The organism is Pedobacter sp. Bi126, from assembly GCF_918698245.1.
GTDB lineage: Bacteria > Bacteroidota > Bacteroidia > Sphingobacteriales > Sphingobacteriaceae > Pedobacter.
Genome location: NZ_CAKKMS010000001.1, coordinates 994,852 through 1,016,618 on the forward strand (window position 1 = coordinate 994,852; position 21,767 = coordinate 1,016,618).

The 21,767-nt window shown below is 38.5% G+C and carries 21 protein-coding genes; 7 read left to right on the forward strand and 14 right to left on the reverse strand.

Annotation, left to right across the window (positions count from 1 at the left end; translation table 11 throughout):
* Positions 1-15 precede the first annotated feature (15 nt).
* Entirely contained in the window at positions 16-939 is a 924-nt protein-coding gene (locus tag LQ201_RS03950; protein ID WP_230145444.1) for a YihY/virulence factor BrkB family protein, read from the forward strand.
* A gap of 160 nt (positions 940-1,099) precedes the next feature.
* Here the strand turns inward: LQ201_RS03950 and LQ201_RS03955 are convergent, their stop codons facing one another.
* Entirely contained in the window at positions 1,100-1,690 is a 591-nt protein-coding gene (locus tag LQ201_RS03955; protein WP_230145445.1) for a porin family protein, read from the reverse strand.
* Positions 1,691-1,702: 12 nt separating this feature from the next.
* Positions 1,703-1,999: a hypothetical protein gene (locus LQ201_RS03960; RefSeq protein WP_029277458.1), complete on the reverse strand. Its 297-nt coding sequence runs from the start codon at positions 1,997-1,999 to the stop codon at positions 1,703-1,705.
* Positions 2,000-2,131: 132 nt separating this feature from the next.
* Between LQ201_RS03960 and LQ201_RS03965 the strand changes: the two genes are divergently transcribed.
* Complete coding sequence (locus LQ201_RS03965) at positions 2,132-3,286, forward strand: hypothetical protein (RefSeq protein WP_230145446.1); 1,155 nt, start codon at positions 2,132-2,134, stop codon at positions 3,284-3,286.
* On the opposite strand, the gene LQ201_RS03970 is transcribed toward LQ201_RS03965, so the two are convergent.
* From LQ201_RS03970 to LQ201_RS03995, 6 genes are all read right to left on the reverse strand, one after another.
* Entirely contained in the window at positions 3,283-3,744 is a 462-nt protein-coding gene (locus LQ201_RS03970; protein ID WP_230145447.1) for a DUF4268 domain-containing protein, read from the reverse strand. The genes LQ201_RS03965 and LQ201_RS03970 overlap by 4 nt on opposite strands.
* A 176-nt stretch (positions 3,745-3,920) precedes the next feature.
* Positions 3,921-6,569, reverse strand: coding sequence for a glycoside hydrolase family 78 protein (locus tag LQ201_RS03975; protein WP_230145448.1), 2,649 nt, complete (start codon positions 6,567-6,569; stop codon positions 3,921-3,923).
* Positions 6,570-6,736: 167 nt separating this feature from the next.
* Positions 6,737-7,321, reverse strand: coding sequence for a riboflavin synthase (locus tag LQ201_RS03980; RefSeq protein ID WP_230145449.1), 585 nt, complete (start codon positions 7,319-7,321; stop codon positions 6,737-6,739).
* 232 nt (positions 7,322-7,553) lie between these two features.
* Entirely contained in the window at positions 7,554-9,065 is a 1,512-nt protein-coding gene (accC, locus tag LQ201_RS03985; protein ID WP_230145450.1) for an acetyl-CoA carboxylase biotin carboxylase subunit, read from the reverse strand.
* A 5-nt stretch (positions 9,066-9,070) separates the two neighbouring features.
* Positions 9,071-9,853 (reverse strand): hypothetical protein, encoded by a 783-nt coding sequence (locus tag LQ201_RS03990; protein WP_230145451.1) that lies wholly within the window; start codon positions 9,851-9,853, stop codon positions 9,071-9,073.
* Between the two features lie 47 nt (positions 9,854-9,900).
* Complete coding sequence (locus LQ201_RS03995) at positions 9,901-10,923, reverse strand: low specificity L-threonine aldolase (RefSeq protein WP_230145452.1); 1,023 nt, start codon at positions 10,921-10,923, stop codon at positions 9,901-9,903.
* A 219-nt stretch (positions 10,924-11,142) separates the two neighbouring features.
* On the opposite strand from LQ201_RS03995, the gene LQ201_RS04000 reads away from it, so the two are divergent.
* Complete coding sequence (locus LQ201_RS04000) at positions 11,143-12,003, forward strand: N-acetylglucosamine kinase (protein WP_029280252.1); 861 nt, start codon at positions 11,143-11,145, stop codon at positions 12,001-12,003.
* A gap of 156 nt (positions 12,004-12,159) precedes the next feature.
* Here the strand turns inward: LQ201_RS04000 and LQ201_RS04005 are convergent, their stop codons facing one another.
* A complete protein-coding gene (locus tag LQ201_RS04005; protein WP_051692040.1) occupies positions 12,160-12,849 on the reverse strand; it encodes an NUDIX domain-containing protein in 690 nt (229 codons plus the stop codon).
* 111 nt (positions 12,850-12,960) lie between these two features.
* Here LQ201_RS04005 and pfkA point away from each other — a divergent pair, with 111 nt between their 5' ends.
* From pfkA to gap, 3 genes are read left to right on the forward strand one after another with little or no spacing between them, the layout of a single operon-like run.
* Positions 12,961-13,947, forward strand: a complete 987-nt coding sequence (gene pfkA / locus LQ201_RS04010; protein ID WP_108200905.1) for a 6-phosphofructokinase — start codon at positions 12,961-12,963, stop codon at positions 13,945-13,947.
* 1 nt (position 13,948) lies between these two features.
* Positions 13,949-14,791 (forward strand): hypothetical protein, encoded by an 843-nt coding sequence (locus tag LQ201_RS04015; RefSeq protein ID WP_230145453.1) that lies wholly within the window; start codon positions 13,949-13,951, stop codon positions 14,789-14,791.
* Between the two features lie 7 nt (positions 14,792-14,798).
* The gene (gene gap, locus LQ201_RS04020; RefSeq protein WP_230145454.1) at positions 14,799-15,797 is read left to right on the forward strand and encodes a type I glyceraldehyde-3-phosphate dehydrogenase; all 999 of its coding nucleotides are present in this window, start codon (positions 14,799-14,801) and stop codon (positions 15,795-15,797) included.
* A gap of 705 nt (positions 15,798-16,502) precedes the next feature.
* Here gap and LQ201_RS04025 read toward each other — a convergent pair.
* The 3 genes from LQ201_RS04025 to LQ201_RS04035 form a co-directional block, all read right to left on the reverse strand.
* Positions 16,503-17,234 carry a metallophosphoesterase gene (locus LQ201_RS04025; RefSeq protein WP_230145455.1) on the reverse strand — a complete coding sequence of 244 codons (732 nt, stop codon included), beginning with the start codon at positions 17,232-17,234 and terminating at the stop codon, positions 16,503-16,505.
* A 34-nt stretch (positions 17,235-17,268) separates the two neighbouring features.
* Entirely contained in the window at positions 17,269-17,802 is a 534-nt protein-coding gene (locus tag LQ201_RS04030) for a hypothetical protein (RefSeq protein ID WP_230145456.1), read from the reverse strand.
* A gap of 66 nt (positions 17,803-17,868) precedes the next feature.
* On the reverse strand, positions 17,869-18,618 hold the full coding sequence (locus tag LQ201_RS04035; RefSeq protein WP_230145457.1) for a DeoR/GlpR family DNA-binding transcription regulator: 750 nt from the start codon (positions 18,616-18,618) through the stop codon (positions 17,869-17,871).
* 96 nt (positions 18,619-18,714) lie between these two features.
* Between LQ201_RS04035 and LQ201_RS04040 the strand changes: the two genes are divergently transcribed.
* Positions 18,715-19,266, forward strand: a complete 552-nt coding sequence (locus LQ201_RS04040) for a 5'(3')-deoxyribonucleotidase (protein ID WP_230145458.1) — start codon at positions 18,715-18,717, stop codon at positions 19,264-19,266.
* 536 nt (positions 19,267-19,802) lie between these two features.
* Here the strand turns inward: LQ201_RS04040 and LQ201_RS04045 are convergent.
* Positions 19,803-20,411: a Crp/Fnr family transcriptional regulator gene (locus tag LQ201_RS04045; RefSeq protein WP_230145459.1), complete on the reverse strand. Its 609-nt coding sequence runs from the start codon at positions 20,409-20,411 to the stop codon at positions 19,803-19,805.
* Positions 20,412-20,782: 371 nt separating this feature from the next.
* Positions 20,783-21,754, reverse strand: coding sequence for a type IX secretion system membrane protein PorP/SprF (locus LQ201_RS04050; RefSeq protein WP_230145460.1), 972 nt, complete (start codon positions 21,752-21,754; stop codon positions 20,783-20,785).
* Between the last annotated feature and the right edge of the window lie 13 nt (positions 21,755-21,767).

The following is a 21,767-nucleotide window of genomic DNA, read 5'->3' on the forward strand; positions in this document are numbered from 1 at the left end:
TTTAACGCAGGAGTGATGCCATCGATAACAGAAGATCTGAAGTTTTTTTTCTCAACCATAAGAAAAGCATTTAATTTATTTCAGCAGAACGATCCCTTACGCCTGGCCGGTGCTACTGCTTTTTTCACCAATTTCGCCTTACCCCCAATATTAATTATTCTCATCAGGCTATTTGGTATGTTTACCGATAGGCGCTTATTGGCTACACATCTGTTCGAACGCCTGGCCAATATTCTCGACAATGAGAGTATTTTACAGATCAGAACTACATTAAGAAATATCCGGGGTATTAATCAGGCTTGGTATGTTACTTTGTTCAGTTTTGTATTTTTCCTTTTTGTGGCGACCACCCTATTCAATGTGATTAAAAACTCTTTAGAGCAGATCTGGAATATAGGCCAAAAAGATAAAAAAGGGATTGTTAATACCCTTAAATCAAGGGCTATATCCGTTACGATTATCTTATTTGCCGGCATATTATTTTTTATAGGCTTGCTGGCCGATAGTGTGCAGGCTTATATTGGTGCCTATCTAAAAAATGGCTCCCCTTCTTTGGAATTGATTTTGACTTCCATAATCAACCAATTGGTTTTTGTGATCATCGTAACCACTTGGTTTACCATACTTTTCAGGTATTTAACCAATGGTCGTCCTACATGGCGGGCAGCAATTTCTGGAGGCCTGTTAACCGGATGCCTGTTTACAGCAGGAAAATATATTTTAAGGATTTTGTTGCCATTGAGTAACATCAGCAACATCTATGGATCAGCAGGTTCGATTATCGTAATTATGCTTTTCGTATTCTACTCTTCGTTGATATTTTATTTTGGCGCATCTTTTATTAAAGCGTTGAGTGTCGGTCGGGCCACACCCATTGTACCAAAAAACGGATCGTTTGCTTATGAGTTAACAGAGGTTGAACCGGAAAAAGAGGATTAAATTACTGTCAGATAGGAACACCACAGCACAAAAAAATCGTCATTTCGAGCGGAGTGCAACACAAGTCGAGAAATCTTTATAGATCTCTCCATTTCGCTACGCTTCAGTCGAGATGACGATCGTTCTATTCTAACTGGCTAATAGGATATTATAATTTATATTACAAAATCCGATAACCTAAGCCAACTGTAAATAGGTTTAACTTCGTACCAGGATAACCTGCTTTATTGATTTTTGATAAGCCAAGTTCGTAACGTGCATCGAAGCTTAATTTTTTAAGGTCTAAACCCGCTCCAAACTGCCATGACAAAGCCTGATTTTTAAAGTCGGCTCTGAAAACGCTTCCTGCAGCCTGACCAAAACTCTGATTTTCATCCAATATTAACGAAAACATTGGTCCGGTGTTTAAACGGAGGCCAATACCGGCAGCACCAAACTTAGTACCTACCAATAATGGCACATCTAAACTTGTAAAACGCACTTTATTTACTTCTCCCGTTGACTCACTTACCAAATCTGCTTTTTTGCCCGACACATAAAGCTCTGGCTGGAAGTAAACGCCTGCGGCACCTACCCTGGCCCAAAGGCCACCGTAAAAACCTGCGCGGTTGTTACTGTTAAAAGTGTTTTCACTATCAAATTTCGAAAAATTTGCTCCAGCTTTAATGCCCAGCTGGAAAGATGGCAATACCTGTGCGCTGGCAAATAAGCCAACAAGCAAAAAGGCAACGGTTAAAGATAAAAATTTCATATGCGATTAAATTTAGCTGGTGGCGTTGTTAATGGCTTCCTGTTCTTTTAAAGCATCAACATTGTTTTTATCACCAAAGTTTTGTGTTTTACCTGCAAAGTAATCTAAAATTCCTGAGATAGTATCTAAGTTATCAGCTAAATTTTGATGAATATCTGGTAAATCTTTTTCCAGGCGATTATCGCCTAATTCGATATTATCCACTTCAATTTTACCAATTTTCTGAATAAGTGCCTGCTGAGAGTTTTGTAAGTCTTCTAATTCACGCACAATCTTTTCCATTAATTCAAACTTCTTTAAAGTGTTCATAGGTTCTTATTTTTAGTTAACTATTCCTTATAAACCCCTTAGCGCTGGTTTTGTTTTATTTCGCCAATCTTTTAACAAAACAGATTTGGAAATACCGAAAACAACTAATAAATTAGTTTAAAATTATCCGTTATGAAAAATCTCCTTATTCTATTGGTCTTATTTGGTTTAGGTTTAGCCGGTTACGCACAAAATGCCAGCGTTGTAGATAAGGAGAAACTTTTCGATTTCTATCAGACCCAGCGTTATGCCGATGCTGCTCAATACCTCAAAGGCATTTATGGAGAAGAAGTGAACGATTTCAAAACCCTCAGCCAGATTGGTTATTGTTTTTTAATGGCTGGTAACAATGTTGACGCAGAAAAATTTTACACCAAAGCTTATACGCTGCAGCCACAAAACCTGCCTATTCTTTTCAGTCTCGGCAGTATCAATACCAAAAGGGGGAATACTGAAAAAGCCAAGCTCTACTATGGTGAAATTGCAAAAATAGATAGCAATAATTTTAATGTGTATAAACTGCTGGCTAATTTGTATTGTTCTCCAAAGGATGATTCACTTAAACTCATTTACCTCATGAAGGCTAATCTGATCAATCCGATAGAGGGCGATGTTGCTACCGATCTGGCTGAGGTGCATGCTGCTTATCAACAATATGAAAAAGCTTATGATGTACTTAATATTGCCATTAAGGGCGATAGTGATAACCTGGTGCTGCAAAGGGCTAAACTTCCTATTGCCAACCAGCTTAAAAAGTACAGCGAAGTGATTGCATCGGGAGAGAAACTGTTGAAAGATGGTGCTGATGCGGGGGTGATAAAAGATGTTGCAAAAGCTTATTACTATACAAAGAAGTACCAAAAGGCAATTGATCTTTTTAAACAATTGGAAGTAGCAGCGATGCAAAATGAGGCTACACTATACTATACATCACTCAGTTACCGCGCTTTAAAAAATTATCCGCAGGCGGCTATATATACGAGAAAAACCATCGATGAGGCCATTTCGCCCAATACTTCCAGTTATTATTCCTTATTGGGACTGGTTTATGAAGAAAATAATCAATTGGCTTTGGCAAGCGCAGCCTATAAAAAAGGTTTGCAATTCAAAGCAACAGCCACCTTATATTATCGTTTGGCCGTATTTTACGATACCCGTTTAAAGCAGGAAAAAAATGCGCTTAAATATTATAACCTTTATTTAAAAAGCAAGCCCAGCTTAACCGATGATAAAGAAGAAATTAAATTTTCAAGGGATAGAATTGCACAGCTAAACCTTACTGATTAAACCAGATCCTCGAAAACAGGTTTTACATTATCCCAAAATTCATCTAAGGCAATTATTCTCGGTTTAAAAAAGGAGATTAACGTAGGCCAGTGCTGTTGATTAAAGATACTCACTCCAGTAATGCTGATCGAAATCTGTGATACCGTTTTACCGAAATCATCGGTTGCATCTTTAGTCCAATCCCATTCTTCGTTTAGGGTATTGGTAAACAAGAGCTTAAACTCTTCAAACTGTTCGAAAATGAGATGCCTGATATCGGTATCGGGATGCGACAGCTGAATGCTGATAAAGGCTTTTTTACCATCAACATCCATTTTAAAGAAGATATTCTTCACACCCGTTTTGTAATTTGTCCAGTTTACGGTAGAACCGCTTGCTGAAGGGACGGGTTTCATATATTGCCCGAAACTGATCCAAAACTGTTGGCGCAGGCGGGCTGCTTCTTCTTTACTGTACATTTATTTTACTGCATCTAATAGAGACTTTATCATATTCGACTAAACCGTCATTCCCGCGCAGGCGGGAATCTTAAAGCTAATTGCATTAAGATTCCCAATCAAGTTGGGAATGACGACCCTTCGAAAATTTAAAATAGTGATATAATCTCTTTTAACGAAGCTGCAATTATAAGCGATTAATATTTATATTCAAAATGATAGCTACCAGAGCCTATTTCTTCTTTTTTATCGATTTTCGGCAATACTACCGTTGCGGTTGCATTGGCAGGAACAGTTACATCGAGTTTAAAAACACCATCTGCCATCGTCCACGCTGATTTAACAGTGCCGTACACCGTCTCCAGCTCTGCTGACGCGCTGGTTAATTTCCCGCCAGGCCTCGGCGTAATTAAAATAGCTTTGTAACCTGGTTGTGCTGATACCGGATTAATGCCGGCAATATTTTTATACATCCAATCGCCAATAGCTCCGTAGGCATAATGGTTAAAAGAATTCATATCAGCCGTTTGGAAAGATCCATCTTGTTTAATACCGTCCCAACGCTCCCAGATGGTGGTTGCCCCCATTTTAACCGGATATAACCACGAAGGGTAACTTTCTTGAAGTAACAGATCGTAAGCTACATCCTCGTGTCCAAAGCGGCTCAATACATGACAAAGGTACGGCGTGCCCAAAAAACCTGTCGTAAGGTGGTTTCCGTAATCTTTTACATTGTCTACCAATCTTTGTGCAGCCTGCGCACGTAAGTTTTCAGGCAACATATCAAACTGTAAGGCCAAAACATACGCCGTTTGGGTGTTAGAGATCAGCTTTCCATTCGGCGTCATATTTTCTTTGATATAAGCCGCTTTAATCTGCTCCAATAATGCATTGTATTTAGTTACATCCTCTGTTTTGCCCAATACCTTTGCTGCATTTATAAGCAACTGTGTGGAATGCGCATAAAATGTTTGGGCAATCATGTACTTGTCTGTTACCGCGGCACGGCCATCATTATCATCATTAGGACGGTAAAACAACCAATCGCCGAAATGGAAACCAGTATTCCAAAGGTTATTTTTAGCCACTGAAGAGATATAATCAACCCACTTTTTCATGCTGCCATATTGCGCTTCCAATATACCTTTATCTCCGTAAGAAACATACATATCCCAGGGGATGATAGTGGCGACATCGGCCCAACCTGCAGAACCTGCGTCATTTTGGTTCAGCACATTTGGCACTACAAAAGGAACACTGCCATTAGGAAGCTGATCTGCAGAAACATCTTTTAGCCATTTGGTAAAAAAGCCCGATACATCCATGTTATATGCAGCCGTTGTGGCAAATGCCTGTGCATCGCCTGTCCAGCCCAAACGTTCGTCCCTTTGCGGACAATCTGTAGGCACATCAACAAAATTCCCTTTCTGTCCCCATGAAATGTTATGCTGCAATTGGTTTAGCAAAGGATTTGAAGTGGTGAATTTTCCGCTGGTTTTCATATCTGAATAAACAGCTACAGCGGTAAGGTTTTCCAGTTTCAGTTCGCCGGGGTATCCATCTATTTTGACATACCTAAATCCCTGAAAAGAAAAATGAGGTTCAAATACCTGTTCGGTTCCGCCTTTTAAAATATAATTGTTCTGTTGCTTGGCCGACCGGAGATTTGTGGTATAAAAATTTCCTTCTTTGGTTAATACCTCAGCATGGCTAATGGTAATTTTGGTACCTGCTGCACCTTTTGCTTTTAACATTACCCAGCCCACTAAGTTCTGTCCAAAATCAACCACGGTTTCACCTTTTGGGGTCTTAAATATTTTTAAGGCCTTAAACGTTTCATGTTTGGTCACCTGCGGTCCGCTCATTCCAACCAGTCTTTCCGGACCATAGGCGAGTTCCCGCACAGGTTTCCAGGAAGTGTTTTCTTTAAAACCAATATTATTCCAGCCTTGGCGCTCTAAACGGGCATCGTAGGTTTCTCCGTCATAAATATTGGAGGCCAGTATTGGCCCATAACCTGCTCTCCAACTGTTATCGCTTATAATAGTCTCTGTGGTTCCATCAGTATATTCCACTTCCAGTTGCAGCAATAAAGCCCTGGTATCGCCATAAAATTGTTTTTGATTACTAAAGCCAATGCGCCCTTTGTACCAGCCATCGCCCAGTGAAACGCCAATTACATTGGCCCCTTTCTTTAGCGATTGTTTAACATCGTAAACCTGATATTGAATATGGTCTTTATAACTTGTCCACCCTGGTGCAAAATAAGTATCGCTAACTCGCCCGCCGTTAATATTGGCCTCATACAAACCCTTGGCAGTAATGTAAGCCATGGCAGATTTTACTTCTTTTTTCAGGTTAAATTCTTTTCTGAAAAGTGGACTGGCCAGCGAAGTATCTTTTCCTGCTACCGAAATCCACTTTGCACTCCAGTCTTCAGGTTTTAAACCTGTTTGAAAAAACTGAACCGGCGACCATGCAGATGCATTTCCGTGGTTATCTTTTACCCTAACCTGCCAGTAATATCTGGTTTTTGAGGATAATCCGGGGCCATCATAGGCAATCAATACCGATTGATCATTATTTGCCGCAGTCTTCCATAAAACTTTATCAATATTTGCTGTTGTACCCAGTCTGATTTCGTAATTGCGCTGTTTAGTATTTTTTAGATCCGAAATGATTTTCCAGCTAAATCTTGGTTTTGGATTATCAATACTAAAAGGATTTACTAAATGCTCAACGGTTAAATCTTTTACCGAAATTTTCTGTGCTAAAACATTCGTTGTAAATAAAAGCAATAAGGCAAGGGCAGTTATTGCGCCTGAGGTACGGGAATTCCTGTTCATATTGGTTAGCGTTAATTTTTTAATCTTAACTGTACGATAATCAGAAATATTATTTAACCAACCATCCTGTACTGTTATGAAAAATTAAGCGTTAGCACAACGACAATAATTTAATAAAGCATCACTTATCAAACAAAAAAACAACAAGCGAGCAACAAAAATATGGTTTATCGATTCATCAACCGGGCAACATATTTGCCGATGATATCGAATTCTAAATTTACCGGATCGCCAACTTCAACTTCCTGTAAATTAGTATGTTCGAAGGTATAGGGAATGATAAATACCGAAAACTCGTCTGGCTCAGAATTTACAACAGTTAAGCTGATACCATTTACACAGGCAGAACCTTTTTCTACGGTTACATTTCCGGCTGAAGCATCATATTTAAAGCGGTACTCCCAGCTACCGTCCAGCGCTTCACGTTTCACGCAAACAGCAGTCTGGTCTACATGGCCCTGCACAATATGACCATCTAAACGGGCATTCATCTGCATGCAGCGCTCGAGGTTAACTTTACTGCCTACTTTTAAACCATCGAGATTGGTTTTGTTTAGCGTTTCATCTATAGCGGTAACGGTATGTGTTCCATCATTTAAGGCCACCACCGTAAGGCACACCCCATTATGGGCTACACTTTGGTCGATTTTCAGCTCATGGCTAATTGCAGAAGCTATGGTAAAGTGGATATTGGTATGGTCGTTTTTAATGGCAGTAACTTCGCCAAGTGTTTCTATAATTCCTGTGAACATTTTTTATTTGTTTATATTGGGGCATCATTCCTGCATAAGAGGCGTCATCTTATTGCGTTCCATTCGCTCCCATTGACAGTTTTTAGTAAAACGAGCGTCATCTCGACTGAAACGCAGTGAAATGGAGAGATCTATCTAAATAGATTTAGCTTCGCTGAGCACTATGTGGTTCTCGGCTTCGCTACACTCCGCTCGAAATGACGACCTATCGCGATGATTATCACGCAAACTATTAATATTTCAATCTATTTTTTCTCCAATCAGAGCTATTTTTAACTGCCGCACCACCCAACTTCACTTCCTTTTTATCAAACAGTTTTGCAGCAATTACCGCAGCAATTAAGGCTTCTGTTTCATCCTGTACCTTTAAGCTTTCTGGCTTAAAGTATTTCCCTACAAAATGCGTATCGAAATTACCTGTTTTAAAAGCCTCGTGCTGCATCACAAATTTACCAAAACCCAAAGTAGTTTCTATCCCTGTAATATCATATTCTTCAATTGCTCTCACCATCCGTTCAATCGCTTCTTTCCTATCTTTCCCATAAGTGATCAGTTTGGCAATCATCGGATCATAATAAATCGGGATTTCCATGCCCTGCTCAAAGCCATCATCAACTCTTACCCCATTGCCTTTAGGTATGCTGTAAGTCTGCAAGGTGCCAATATCAGGCAGGAAATTATTTGTTGGGTCTTCAGCATAAACGCGAAGTTCTATAGCATGCCCGCTGATTTTTAAGTCCTCTTGTTTAAAACTAAGTCTTTCGCCTGAGGCTATTTTTAGCTGTTCTTTTACCAGATCTATACCTGTAATTAATTCGGTTACCGGATGTTCTACCTGCAATCGGGTATTCATTTCCAGGAAAAAGAAATCAAGGTTCTCATCCAAAATAAACTCAACGGTACCTGCGCCTGTATAATTTACCGAACGGGCTACATCTACTGCACATTTACCCATTTGCCACCTGATTTCTTCGGTTAAAACCGATGAAGGCGCTTCTTCTACTACTTTTTGGTGACGGCGCTGTACAGAGCATTCACGCTCAAAAAGATGAACAATATTGCCATGGGTATCGCCCAAAACCTGTATTTCGATGTGTCTCGGCGAGGTAACATAACGTTCAATAAAAACGGCTCCATCGCCAAATGCCGAAGTAGCCTCACTTACCGCAAGCTGCATCTGTTCTTCAAAATCTTCAGCCCGCTCTACAATACGCATACCCTTGCCCCCGCCGCCTGCAGCAGCTTTGATCAAAATCGGAAAACCAACTTCGATAGCGCGTTGTTTTGCCTCACTTACATCCTGTATGGCTTCTTCCGTTCCCGGCACCATGGGGATCTTATATTTTAAAGCGGCTGCCTTTGCAGATAATTTGTTACCCATGATTTCCATGGCCTGCGGCGAAGGACCAACCAGGATAAGTCCGGCATCGGCAACTTTTTGCGCAAAACCGGCATTTTCAGACAAGAAACCATAGCCTGGGTGAATGGCCTCTGCACCAGTTAATTTACATGCTTCGATAATCTTCTCACCCACCAGGTAACTTTGATTAGATGGAGCTGGCCCAATACAAACCGCTTCATCGGCATAACGAACATGCAACGCATTACGATCTGCTTCAGAAAAAACAGCAACTGTTTTGATGCCCATTTCCTTCGCAGAGCGCATAATGCGCAAAGCGATTTCGCCACGGTTCGCGATAAGCAGTTTGGAGATTGGAATTAGGGGTTTGGAGTTGTTAGACATATTATTTATTTCCACCACTTTTCAGATTCCTTTCTCTTGGCTATTTTGTACGAGTCAGAATTATTGCTACCACCATAAGCTAATCTATAAGTTTCCCAACCACTCTTAAGATATTTATCATTTACACTAAATTCACCTGCACCTATATCAAGATCGCCACAGCTTGGGATTCTAAAATCCCCCCAGTTACATTTTTTAGTAACTTTAGTTTTATAACTTGTCCAGATTCCTTCAAATGTATTATTTGAAAAACCATCTGCAACAAAATTTACAGAATCATAAAACATATTTCCTTTTATATCTAGAACAAAATCTGTTTTCATTTTCCCCTTTATCGTGCCTGAAGAAATTAAATTCTGATCTTCAAAAAACACAATATCAACAACAATACTGCCCCCTTTAAATTTTGGATTATCGCTTTCTTTTCCGAACTGTGCACTGGTAATCTTAATTTTTCCCTGAAAGGCACATAAATTATTTTTTACCCTGGTTTTTCCATAAGCAAAATATTCATTTGGATTTTCCATATCCTTTACAACAGAAATCAAATGAATATAAAATCTCTGGTAATTATCTCCAATAAAGCCGATAGGTTCTGGAGTTTTAATTTTTTTATTTTCATTTTCATTCTCTACATATAGGTCGGAAATGCTATCCCTGACCCATATATTCGAAAAATCATATTTTGCACTTTGATCTAAAAAATTTGTTTGAATAACTTCTTGAGCGTTAATCTTCGCTGAAAATGCAACCAACAAAAATATCCCTAAAAACTTTATTGTTTTCATATATTGTTTTTGATATTTTATTATAGAGGTAAAATATGAGTTTCCCCTTAAAGGTGCAAAATTATTTCAATAGCTTGATCAATCATTACAGGGATAAGGTCTAAATGGGTAACCAACCTTATCGTGCTGGCACTGGTGGTATTGCAATGCAGTCCTTTTTCTTTCAATTGGTGTACAATTTTCTCTGCCGATCCTTTTTCTACTTCAAAAATAACAATATTGGTCTCAACGGGCATTACCGATTTTACATATTTTGCACTGGCCAATGCATTTGCCAAAGCCTGCGCATGGGCATGATCGTCTTTTAAGCGTGTTATGTGATGATCGAGCGCATAAATGCCAGCAGCAGCCAAAAAACCTGCCTGGCGCATGCCTCCACCAAAAGCTTTTCTAATTTTCCGGGCTTTATGGATCATCTGCTTGCTGCCCAATAGCACAGAGCCAACTGGTGCACCAAGTCCTTTGGATAGGCAGACCGAAATCCCATCAAAATATTTCCCGTACTCGCCCGCCTCATCGCCTGTTGCCATAAGTGCATTAAAAATACGCGCACCGTCTAAATGCAGTTTTAATCCTTTTATATTACAGAGGTGATGGATCGGGGCAATCTGTGATAAGGTATAACAGCTTCCGCCACCTTTATTTACTGTATTTTCTAAAACAACCAAACTTGAGTTGGGATAGTGGATGTTATCTTCATTGATTTCGGGTTCAATCAGTTCTGGCGTCAGAATTCCGCGTTCGCCATGCAACAACCTTACCGATGCGCCCGAGTGATAGGCAATGCCTCCAATTTCATAGCGGTAAACATGTGCGGTCTGATCGCAGATCACCTCATCCATGGGCTGGGTAAAACACTTGATCGCAATCTGGTTGGTCATCGTTCCTGACGGGCAAAATAATCCGGCTTCCATATTAAAGGTCGAAGCCAGTTTTGTCTCCAGCGCATGGACCGTTTCGTCCTCACCAAAAACGTCGTCGCCCACTTTTGCATTCATCATGGCATCTAACATTCCGGCAGAAGGTTTGGTTACCGTATCACTCCTGAAATCTAAAAATCTGTTGTTCATTTCGCTATCTGGTTGTAAAATATTGTTGAGGTTAAAAAAAAGACCAATGCCCTTTCTGGTATAATTTTAAGGTTTTTCGGCGATTAAACGCCCTATATAGTGTATTTTTTACACACTTAATTTTCGACAACAACAAATTGTTAAAAAATTATTAAAAAAAAGGATACAAAATATAAGACTTTTTATACTTTTATCGTGCTAAAACCAAAAATAAATAAAATGATAGTAATTGCAGACGGCGGATCTACCAAAACAAATTGGTGTTTGATTAACGAGGCCGGCAGAAAAATTTACTTTAACACCGAAGGTTACAATCCATATTTTTCAAAAGGAGAGTACATTGTAAAGTCTTTGAATGAGTCTCTTCCAGACCACTTGGAAAGAGAGAAATTAACAGCAGTTTATTACTACGGTGCCGGCTGTTCTACACCTGCAAATGTTAAGATTGTGGCCGATGCCATGCAACAGATCTTCACCAATGCAACCATTTTTGTGGGCCATGATTTACTTGCTTCATCTAGAGCACTCCTTGGAAACGAGCCAGGATTTGCTGCTATTTTAGGCACGGGTACAAATTCATGTCTTTATGATGGATCTGAAATTACCATGAACATCGATTCATTGGGGTATTTCCTGGGTGATGAAGGTAGCGGTTCGTACATCGGTAAACGCATTTTAAGCGATTACATGAAAGGTTACATGCCGAAAGGGCTACGTGAAGCTTTTTATGACAACTACGCTTTAACCAACGAAGATATTTTCGATAATATTTATAATAAGCCACTGCCAAACCGTTTCTGTGCAAGCTTTAGTAAATTCTTATACGATTTTAAAGATAACTACGAAGATTATGCCTTTGCTACCATTGACTATGCTTTTACTGCATTTTTCGAAGCTTTGGTAATCCACTATCCTAACTACAAAGATCACAAATTAAACTGTGTGGGTTCTGTAGGTTATAGTTTCCGTGATATTTTAAGTATAGTAGCCGACCGTTACGAAATGGGCGTGGGCAAGATTATCCGCTCACCTATAGATGATCTGGTACATTATCACCTCGAGTTAGCGCCGAAGGCTTAGTCCACAGTCCTAAGTCTGGAGTCCTTAGTCCAGAGTCAAACTACAACTATACAAAAATCCCCGATCTGAATTTCAGATCGGGGATTTTATTTATATACCAGGTTTAATTATTTTCTATTTTCTTTCAACTCTCCGCTCCTCGCCTAACGCGTTCCGCTAGAACGAAATCTCCTTACCAAAAAGCTTCGCATACTTACGCTTATCAAAACGGTACAAAGTAGCCGCGCGATAAGAAACACCTTTCTGTTTTTCGTCAAGCTCTTTTAGTACACCAAAACTCACAATCTTTTTTCTAAAGTTCCTTTTATCGAGTTTTTTACCCAAAACCAGTTCATAAACATGCTGCAACTGTGTTAAGGTAAATTTCTCTGGCAAGAGTTCGAAAGCAATTGGCTGGTGTTTAATCCGGCGTTTTATTTTTTCTAATCCTTTATCGTAAATTTTCTGGTGATCGAAAGCCAGTTTAGGCAGATCGGTAATGGGCAACCAATTGGCCCGTTTGGCATAAGTACTGATCGGGCGTAGCTCTTTATCTCCGCCCAAACGGATCAAAGCATAATAAGCCAAAGTAATTACCCTTCCTTGCGGGTGCCTGTGCGGATCGCCAAAAGCATAATACTGCTCCATATAAATACCGCGCAAACCGGTAAGTTCGTACAAAATGCGGGAGGCTGATTGATCTAAACTCTCATCAGGACCAACAATGTTACCGGGCAGTGCCCACCAATCTTTAAACGGTTCTTCATTCCTTTCGATCAGTAGGATTTTTAATTCCTTACCATCAAATCCAAACAAAACGCAATCTATCGAGAATACAGAATCTAAATGAGGTAAAATTTGTTCCAAAGTAAAATTTAGTTATTTTAAGCAGATAAAGGTATGACTTTCAATATTAAGTAAAAAAAATAAAATAAATTACTTAGTGTAAAAAATACACACTATATTCGTGTTATAAAGATGGAGCCAAATATAAAAAATATAGCTGTATTAACTTCTGGAGGCGATGCCCCAGGAATGAATGCTGCAATCAGAGCTGTTGTACGTACCGGAATTTACCATGGCATTAACATGTTTGGTGTAATGCAAGGTTACCAGGGTTTAATTACCGACAACATAAAACCAATGGACGCCCGTTCTGTAAGTAATATTTTACACTTGGGCGGTACCATATTAAAAACTGCACGCTGTTTAGAGTTCAAAACAGACGAAGGTCAACAGATTGCCTACAATAACTTAAAGAAAAACGGCATTGACGGATTAGTGGTAATCGGTGGCGACGGAACATTCACCGGAGCGAAACGTTTTTCTGAAACTTTTGGAGTTAAGGTAATCGGTATACCAGGTACAATTGATAACGACTTAGTTGGATCTGATTTTACCCTGGGTTACGATACTGCTATTAATACAGTAATTGAAGCGATTGATAAAATCAGGGATACTGCCGATGCGCATGACCGTTTGTTCTTTATAGAAGTAATGGGCCGCGATTCGGGGTGTATCGCATTAAGAAGTTCGATTGCAAGTGGTGCCGAAGCTGTTTTGTTGCCTGAAAGGGAAACCAGCGTTAACGAATTGATTAATAAACTGGCCTTAGGCGCAGCTACAAAAAAATCATCGAGTATTGTTATCGTGGCTGAAGGTCATAAACAGGGTGGCGCTTACGATATTGCTAAAAAGGTAAAAGAAACTTTTGATCATTACGATACCAAAGTAACCATACTTGGCCACCTTCAACGTGGTGGCAGCCCAAGCAGTTTCGACAGAATTTTGGGCAGTCGTTTAGGTTTTGCCGCGGTAAATGCGTTAATTGCAGGCGAAACGGAGCAAATGGTAGGCTTAAAGGGAAACGAAATAAAATTAACCAGCATAAGAGAGGCTTTAACCGCTCATTCTTTTAAACTCGAGCCCGATTTAATGGAAATGACAGAGGTACTTTCAATATAATATGATAGCAGTTGTTTATAGCGGATCGAAAACAGCATTTTGGAAAATAACACAAAATGGACAGGTAGTGGCACATTGCAATACTACTGGCTTAAACCCTTGCTTTGTTGATCCCAAAACGATCTTACAGATTTTAAACAAAAAAGTTGCTTTGGTTAACAATGCAGAAAACATAAAGAAAATTTATTTTTTTGCAGCCGGCGCATCATCAGCCGATAGAAAAGAGGAATTGGCAAAAACCCTTGCATCATTTTTCAAATACAGCAAAATTGTTGTGGAGAATGATTTATTCGGTGCCGCCAAAGCCGCCTGCTATGATCAGCCAGGGATTGTTGGCATGCTGGGCAGTGGTGCACATTGCGCTTACTTTGATGGAAAAAAGCCAATAAACAATAACTTTGGTTTGGGTTATATCTTAGGCGACGAAGGTTCTTCAAATTACTTTGGAAAAATACTCCTAAGGGAATTTTTGAGCCTTAAAATGCCAAAAGACATTGAAACTAAATTCACATTAACCTACAATCTAGACCGCCCTCAAATATTAGAACGCATTTACAATAAGCCACAGGCAAATATATTTTTAACCTCATTTTTCGATTTCTTTACCCAAAACAGTAAACACGAATATATCCGTAAGCTGATTGATGGAGGATTTGAAAAATATATCGAAACTTATGTTTTGCCGATGGCAGAAAAATACAACGACCGGGAGATACATATTGTAGGTAAGGTAGGTGCCGAGCTCGAAGACCGGTTAAGGTTGGTAGCGGGCAGATACGACATAAAAATTAAAAGCATTATTAAAGAACCAATACAAAATTTATTAAAACATTACATTAATTAACAGAACAATGAGCAAAATTGGAATAAACGGCTTTGGCCGTATTGGCCGACTGGTTTTCAGAGCCGCATTAAAAAGAGGATTGGATATTGTAGCGATTAACGATTTGATCGAGCCAGATTATATGGCATACATGTTAAAATATGATACTACACATGGCAAATTTGATGGGACTATTGAAGTTGTTGATGGTAATTTAGTGGTTAATGGTAAAACAATCCGCGTAACTGCAGAAAGAAATCCAGCTGATTTAAAATGGGATGCTGTAGGTGTTGAAGTAGTAATTGAATCTACAGGTTTATTCTTAACCCGTGCCGATGCTGAGAAACACATCGCTGCAGGTGCTAAAAAAATAGTTTTCTCTGCTCCTGCCAAAGATGGCGATATCCCTACTTATGTAATGGGCGTTAACCACCATAAATTAACTGCAGATCAAACTATTGTTTCTAATGCATCTTGTACCACAAACTGTTTAGCGCCTATTGCTAAAGTTTTAAACGATAACTTCGGCATTGTTGAAGGTTTAATGAGCACAATCCATGCTGTAACTGCAACTCAAAAAACAGTTGATGGTCCTTCGGCCAAAGATTGGAGAGGTGGCCGCGGTGGTTTCTCTAACATTATCCCTTCTTCTACTGGTGCTGCTAAAGCAGTAGGTATGGTTTTACCTGAATTAAAAGGTAAATTAACCGGTATGTCTTTCCGTGTTCCTGTGGCTGACGTTTCTGTTGTAGATTTAACTGCACGTTTAGAAAAACCAGCTACTTATGAGCAAATTAAAGCAGCTATGAAAGCAGCTTCTGAAGGCGAATTAAAAGGTGTATTGGCTTATACTGAAGACGAAGTTGTTTCTTCTGACTTTATTGGTGACGACCATGCATCTATTTTTGATGCAAAAGCAGGTATCTCATTAAATGATAATTTCGTTAAAGTGGTATCTTGGTACGATAACGAATGGGGATATTCTTCTGCACTAGCTAAATTTGTAGAATATTACGCAAGTTTGTAACAAAAAAGCGCTTAAAGCACTTTTCAAGGCTATATAAAAGGCAACATTATTCATTTAATGTTGCCTTTTTGTTTTAAACACAATTTTCACCTATAAAATCCAATTTTAAAACCACATCTAAAATTGTTTTTATTCAATTTATACATCAAAAATTCACTTAACTACTCGTAAAAACTAAAAAATCACCAATAAATTTCGAAAAATCCACTTTTAACCAGCAATTAAACAAACGTTTGACTAAATCGTACCATAAATTGACAATATTTAACAATTAGTTAACATATTTTTCTGCTATATTTGCAACACAGTCGTTTTAAACACCAAAATCTCTTACAAAAAGGTCGGTAAATAAAAAATGACAAAAAAAATACTTAAATTTTTCTTAGTGTATTTTTTACACTATCATTTTTTTTACTATATTTGTAGAGTAATAAACGGAACGATGTTTATCACCATTAAAAAAGATAAATCATTTTCTTGAAAAACCCCGGTTTAGATAGAAGATTAAAGACAAAGCCTGGCTCATAACAGGTTTATATTTGGTTAGAAAAAAGAGACAAGTCTGGATAGATTGTCTCTTTTCTTATTTGAGGGGTATTTGTAATACAAAGCATTAAAAATTCTTTGAGCGCAAAAACCTTATTTATAATCCGATATTTGGTCAAGCAGCATACCAATACCGGAAAGTCTTTTAAATTTCAATTATCAGTTCTTTTTGATAACCGTTATATTTTTCACTATATATCCATGGGGATTACAAATAATCTCAGTTTCGTCAACATTGTACCTTACCGGAGTATGAATATGACCATGAATCCAATAAGCAGGTTTATATTTGTTGATGACATCTTCAAGATCTGATGCATAGGCCGAAGCAACCGGATCCTTTCTATACTCCTTTGGTACAGATCTTATACTTGGCGCATGATGGGTAATCACAACGTTTTTATATGCCTTTGATTCTTCAAGGCTTTTCTGCAACCATTTTTTGGAAATCTGATGGATTTTATAAGTGTCTATTGTCCTTAATTTTGAGTACGACGGATCCCTTCTAATCATCCGGTAATCATTCATTTTGCTCTGACAAATTATACCATATTCTACGGGATTTCCGAATAGCGAAAAATCTGTCCATAAAGTCGCCCCATGAAACCTTATGCCTTCGAGTTCAATGGTATCATTCTCCAGTACGTCCACATTCGAACCTCTCGATGCTTCGATTATTTTATTGAGTGTGTTGGGATAGGTTCCTTTATAATATTCGTGGTTGCCTAAAACATAAATTACAGGTTTGTCTGGAATATTTTCTTTAATCCATTCTATACCTTTTGTACCTAAATTGATGTCGCCTGCCAGAATAACCAGATCAGCATTTCCGAAAGATAATTCAGAAACACCAAATTCCTGATGTAAATCACTTATGATCTGTATTTTCATAAAAAATATTTATCATCCCGTTGGGTATAACAATTTAATTATTCTTTTCTCTAAGCATCAAATAGCCAAATCCAGTTATAAAAGCAAATACGACAAAAGACTCAATATGCAGAAAAGACAATTGATAAGCTATTCTCCAAGAAGAAGCAAAAGAATCTCTTTGAAAGCCGCTAATCCACAGTATTATATCATTAGTAAATGTTGAGGCTAATATCAACAACCCAAAAATTAAACGCCAATATCTTGCCTTCTGGAAATAGATGAACCAAAGGCTTTGCGTAGAAAATAAATACACAAATAACGGAAATACTGCCGGAAACCAATATGGCCCAGTAAAGCGGTTTATAAATGCATACTGAACATGATCTCCACTTAACCAATCAGCACAGAAAATTACCGGGAATTGCAAAAAAAATACAATACCAACAATTCTGATCAGCCAAATAATGGAAATATCAAGTATGCTGATAAATTCAGTTTTCCTAAAGAAGAAAATTACGATACTCCAGCAAGCATAAATAAACATTTGTTCTTGCAAAATATAGCGCGGCAAAACAGAGTCTATCATTAGTGAGGGTTAAATTTAGATGACACAAATTAAGTGATTTATTTGATATTGATGAATATAAGAGATTTAAATCACCTCAATTCCCAAATGCCTATAAGGCTCTAGGATCGTATTACTGGGATCGGTTTCGGTAATGATTACATCTACATCGGTAACCGGGCAAACATAGTAAGGCTCTACAGTATTTATTTTCTCGAGTGCGGATAGCGCAATGGTTTTTTGCGCCTGGTTAATCATGACGTTGTTCAGTTGGGCATCTTCATATATAATGGAAGTAATACCCATACTATTGTGCAAACTACAGATACCAAGCATACAAACATCGGCCCTAACCTTTCTAAAGGTATCGATAGTTTCTTGCCCCATGGTGGTAAATGCGGTTTTATGCAATCTTCCGCCGGCAAATATCACTTCGGCATTGGGGTGGTCTTCCAAAATATTGGCAACGGGAAAGCTATTGGTAATAATGGTGATTTTTAAATCTTTAGGCAATGCGGCAGCCAGCGCGACTACCGAGGTACCACCATCGAAAAACACCACCTGACCATCTTTCAAAAACGCTAAGGCTTTGTTTGCAATAACCTGTTTGTGCTGCTGATTGTACTTTTCCCTATCCCGGTAATGTTGCGGAATGGGCGAATGAGAAATTGCGCCCCCCCTAACCGCCCTAAGCAGCCCTTGCATGTCGAGCTCCTTAATATCACGGCGTACTGTATCTTCTGATACATTTAATAATGTGCTCAATTCGTTCAACCGTACCTTGGTGTCTTTTTCCAGGGTATTTATAATGATCTGTAGACGCTCTTCTTTTACCATACTAATGCAATATATTGCAAATATATAAATTTATCAGGATTATAATTTGCGATATATTGCAATATTAAATATTTTTGTTGCAAAATATAGCAAATCATGAGAAAAACAATAGGCATTGATATGGACGGCGTTCTCGCCGACATAGAAGACCATATACTTCAGACATACCAGGCAGAAACAGGCATTTCACTTACGCGCAATGATATAAAAGGCAAATCGGAAGAAGAACTTTTTCCGGATAGGGCCATGGTAATGAAGATCTGCAATAGAACAGGCTTTTTCAGAAACCTGCCGGTAATGGAAGGCGCTGTTGAAGCCATAAAAAAACTAATGGAAGACTACGAGATCTATATCGTTTCAGCCGCCATGGAATTCCCCTTATCGCTCTTCGAAAAACGCGAGTGGCTTGCAGAGCACTTCCCTTTTATCAGCTGGAAAAATATCATCTTTTGTGGCGATAAGCGCATAATAGATACCGATTATTTAATTGACGACCATTGTAAAAACCTTGATTTCTGCAAAGGAAAAGCCTTAATGTTTACTGCATTTCACAATGTAGAAAAAAATCATCACCAAAGGATAAATCACTGGAGCGAGGTATCAGCTTTATTGAAGGAACTCGAAGAGACAAATCTTGAAATCGTCTAGTCAAACATTTAGCCTCTTCATATCCACATGCCAGGAATAAAAAAAGGATGTAGCCACTGGCTACATCCTCTATCTAAATTAACGCTCTCAACTAGAAGTTGATATAAGGCTCTCACCCCTTATGCCTACAATATTACGGCAGAAAGATTAAGATTTGATGAAGATTTCAATTTAAAGCAAAAAAATTATTAATCGCCTCCACAACCACCGCAGCTACCGCACGAACTTCCACACGAACCACAAGAACTGGCTCCGCCGCCGTCACCCCCTCTAACTGGCATATAAGCACTGTAGGCTAAAAAAATAAGCCTCCCTGAAAAAGAGAGGCTTACGAATGTAATCTAAATCGTCCCGTTGATTTAATTTTTACTTACCCAAATTTAAACACAAATATGATGTTTAGTATAGGCAATTTAAGGTTGTACATCAATATGTAAAAAGTGTATAATGTTATGTAAACATAGCGTTTAAAATGAGTATTCTTCGCACAGATCGACCTAACCAGTTATGATCAACCGGAAAACAGTTTTATTTAATTACACCAGCTCCCTTACCAATTTACTGCGTATGCGACTAAGTGTCTCCAAACGCATACCTAAATAACTTGCTATGCACCTTAATGGCACTCTAGATATATCAACAGCGTTTAGTTCCAAGAATTTTTCATAACGCCTTTCTGCCGAAGGGATTCTGGCTATTATGGCCCGCTCTGAGGCGGCATGATACTGGAGCGCTAAAATCTTTCTACCAATAACATTTGTTTCCTGATAACTGGCGTAAAGCTTATCAATCAATAAGTTTGGAATAGCAACCAATTCTGAATCTTCCAATGCCTGCAAATATTCAATTGAGGGCTGAACGTTTTCATCGGGATGTTGAATCGCTCCAATAAATTCGTTCCCTAAACTGATCCAAGTGGTAATCTCTTTATTACCATCTTTAATAAAACCTCTTACCAAGCCTGATACCACGAAAAAAACATAATCATTATTATCAATGGGAGATAAAATGTATTTATTTTTCTTGATCAGAAGAGTATCTACATTTTTTTCTATTTCCTGGATAAATCCAGAGGTTATAGGGCATAAACTGCTGAAATAATTTAATACAGCGTTTACTAAAAATACCTTTCGGGATTCGAGCATACACAAATAGGGATAGACTTAAGACCCTTAATTATAGCGTTTTTTAACGGAAAATAAAAATAAAGTAGATTATTAAGATAATTATAATGCTTAAACACCTTTATAATGAGGATTTTTTAATATTCTTAAGCACAAACTGATTTATCCGGGTAAAAATCTGAGTTTAGTCTTATTAAACAACAAATAAAATATGCATAGCAGCGGCTGACAATCTTAAAAAGATTTAACAAATAAGGCGAAACGTTTTTACAACATTCATTCCGTTCATTTTTTATGAAAAAAGCAAATGCGCGCAGACCATATGCAGAATAATAGACACCCAATAAAAAAGAAAAGAAATAAAGAAGGTCCGGGTGGAAGGTACCCGATTATTAGAAGTAACATTTCGGCCTTCTGCTTTTTGCAGTTTGCAGATAATACCCAATAGATATTTCGTGTGAGCCATAATCATAGCTACCGAATTTATTTAAACTATAATCGTAACCATAGCCGATCCGGAGGTTTTCGCGGACAAAAAACTCAGTAATCAACCCGATAGCACTCCTTGCCCTTAAATCGCTTTGTAATGCTGGCTTAGGATAAATTTTTACGGAGGTTCTATATGCAGCACCTAACCAAAGTTTTTCTTTGATCATTAAAAAAGCATTAAGATCCAATGAGGTTGGCCCGTTCAAATCATCTTTGATCAAAAAAGTAGGTTTGAACATAAAATCATTGTTCACTGGAAATACCATTCCCGCCGTTAAATAAAAATGCGGCTTAGAAGTAATACTTAAAAGATTATTATCCCTAAAAACAGGAAGGTATTGGGTAAGCAGGTTATTGGCAGAGAAACCGATAAAGAATTTTTCGTTCGAATAATGTACACCAGCCCTAATATCGGGTACGATTCGGCTTTCATATCCTGTCGGAATCTTGTTGTCGCCGGTTTCATTTGGATCTAATAAACTTCCGTTAAGCCCCATCTGCATTACGCCCACTCCAACGCCAAAAGCAAGTACATTGGTTTCGGTGCGGTCTAGCTTAATGCGGTAAGCAAAATTCCCTGATAGGTTTAACGAGTTCTGTGCGCCAATTTTATCTTTCGACACCAATAAACCCAAACCTAAACTTTCTTCCTTAACCGCTTCATCTACCGATATGGAAAGCGTTTGGGGAGCGCCCTGAATACCTGTCCATTGCGCCCGCACAAAGGCCTGCATATACAGCTCTTCTTTGTAGCCTGCATAAGCAGGATTGATGTATAAACCATTGAACATATATTGTCCAAACTGGGCATTCTGTTGCGCGAACAGGCACAGGCCGATTAAATTAAACAATACCGTTAAAATTATCTTTTTCATATCCTCCACATTT

Excerpts from the sequence above, each read along its gene's own strand:
- LQ201_RS03950 (WP_230145444.1), top strand. The coding sequence starts at position 16 with ATGCCATCGATAACAGAAGATCTGAAGTTTTTTTTCTCAACCATAAGA.
- LQ201_RS03955 (WP_230145445.1), bottom strand. The coding sequence starts at position 1,690 with ATGAAATTTTTATCTTTAACCGTTGCCTTTTTGCTTGTTGGCTTATTT.
- LQ201_RS03960 (WP_029277458.1), bottom strand. The coding sequence starts at position 1,999 with ATGAACACTTTAAAGAAGTTTGAATTAATGGAAAAGATTGTGCGTGAA.
- LQ201_RS03965 (WP_230145446.1), top strand. The coding sequence starts at position 2,132 with ATGAAAAATCTCCTTATTCTATTGGTCTTATTTGGTTTAGGTTTAGCC.
- LQ201_RS03970 (WP_230145447.1), bottom strand. The coding sequence starts at position 3,744 with ATGTACAGTAAAGAAGAAGCAGCCCGCCTGCGCCAACAGTTTTGGATC.
- LQ201_RS03975 (WP_230145448.1), bottom strand. The coding sequence starts at position 6,569 with ATGAACAGGAATTCCCGTACCTCAGGCGCAATAACTGCCCTTGCCTTA.
- LQ201_RS03980 (WP_230145449.1), bottom strand. The coding sequence starts at position 7,321 with ATGTTCACAGGAATTATAGAAACACTTGGCGAAGTTACTGCCATTAAA.
- accC (WP_230145450.1), bottom strand. The coding sequence starts at position 9,065 with ATGTCTAACAACTCCAAACCCCTAATTCCAATCTCCAAACTGCTTATC.
- LQ201_RS03990 (WP_230145451.1), bottom strand. The coding sequence starts at position 9,853 with ATGAAAACAATAAAGTTTTTAGGGATATTTTTGTTGGTTGCATTTTCA.
- LQ201_RS03995 (WP_230145452.1), bottom strand. The coding sequence starts at position 10,923 with ATGAACAACAGATTTTTAGATTTCAGGAGTGATACGGTAACCAAACCT.
- LQ201_RS04000 (WP_029280252.1), top strand. The coding sequence starts at position 11,143 with ATGATAGTAATTGCAGACGGCGGATCTACCAAAACAAATTGGTGTTTG.
- pfkA (WP_108200905.1), top strand. The coding sequence starts at position 12,961 with ATGGAGCCAAATATAAAAAATATAGCTGTATTAACTTCTGGAGGCGAT.
- LQ201_RS04015 (WP_230145453.1), top strand. The coding sequence starts at position 13,949 with ATGATAGCAGTTGTTTATAGCGGATCGAAAACAGCATTTTGGAAAATA.
- gap (WP_230145454.1), top strand. The coding sequence starts at position 14,799 with ATGAGCAAAATTGGAATAAACGGCTTTGGCCGTATTGGCCGACTGGTT.
- LQ201_RS04025 (WP_230145455.1), bottom strand. The coding sequence starts at position 17,234 with ATGAAAATACAGATCATAAGTGATTTACATCAGGAATTTGGTGTTTCT.
- LQ201_RS04030 (WP_230145456.1), bottom strand. The coding sequence starts at position 17,802 with ATGATAGACTCTGTTTTGCCGCGCTATATTTTGCAAGAACAAATGTTT.
- LQ201_RS04035 (WP_230145457.1), bottom strand. The coding sequence starts at position 18,618 with ATGGTAAAAGAAGAGCGTCTACAGATCATTATAAATACCCTGGAAAAA.
- LQ201_RS04040 (WP_230145458.1), top strand. The coding sequence starts at position 18,715 with ATGAGAAAAACAATAGGCATTGATATGGACGGCGTTCTCGCCGACATA.
- LQ201_RS04045 (WP_230145459.1), bottom strand. The coding sequence starts at position 20,411 with ATGCTCGAATCCCGAAAGGTATTTTTAGTAAACGCTGTATTAAATTAT.
- LQ201_RS04050 (WP_230145460.1), bottom strand. The coding sequence starts at position 21,754 with ATGAAAAAGATAATTTTAACGGTATTGTTTAATTTAATCGGCCTGTGC.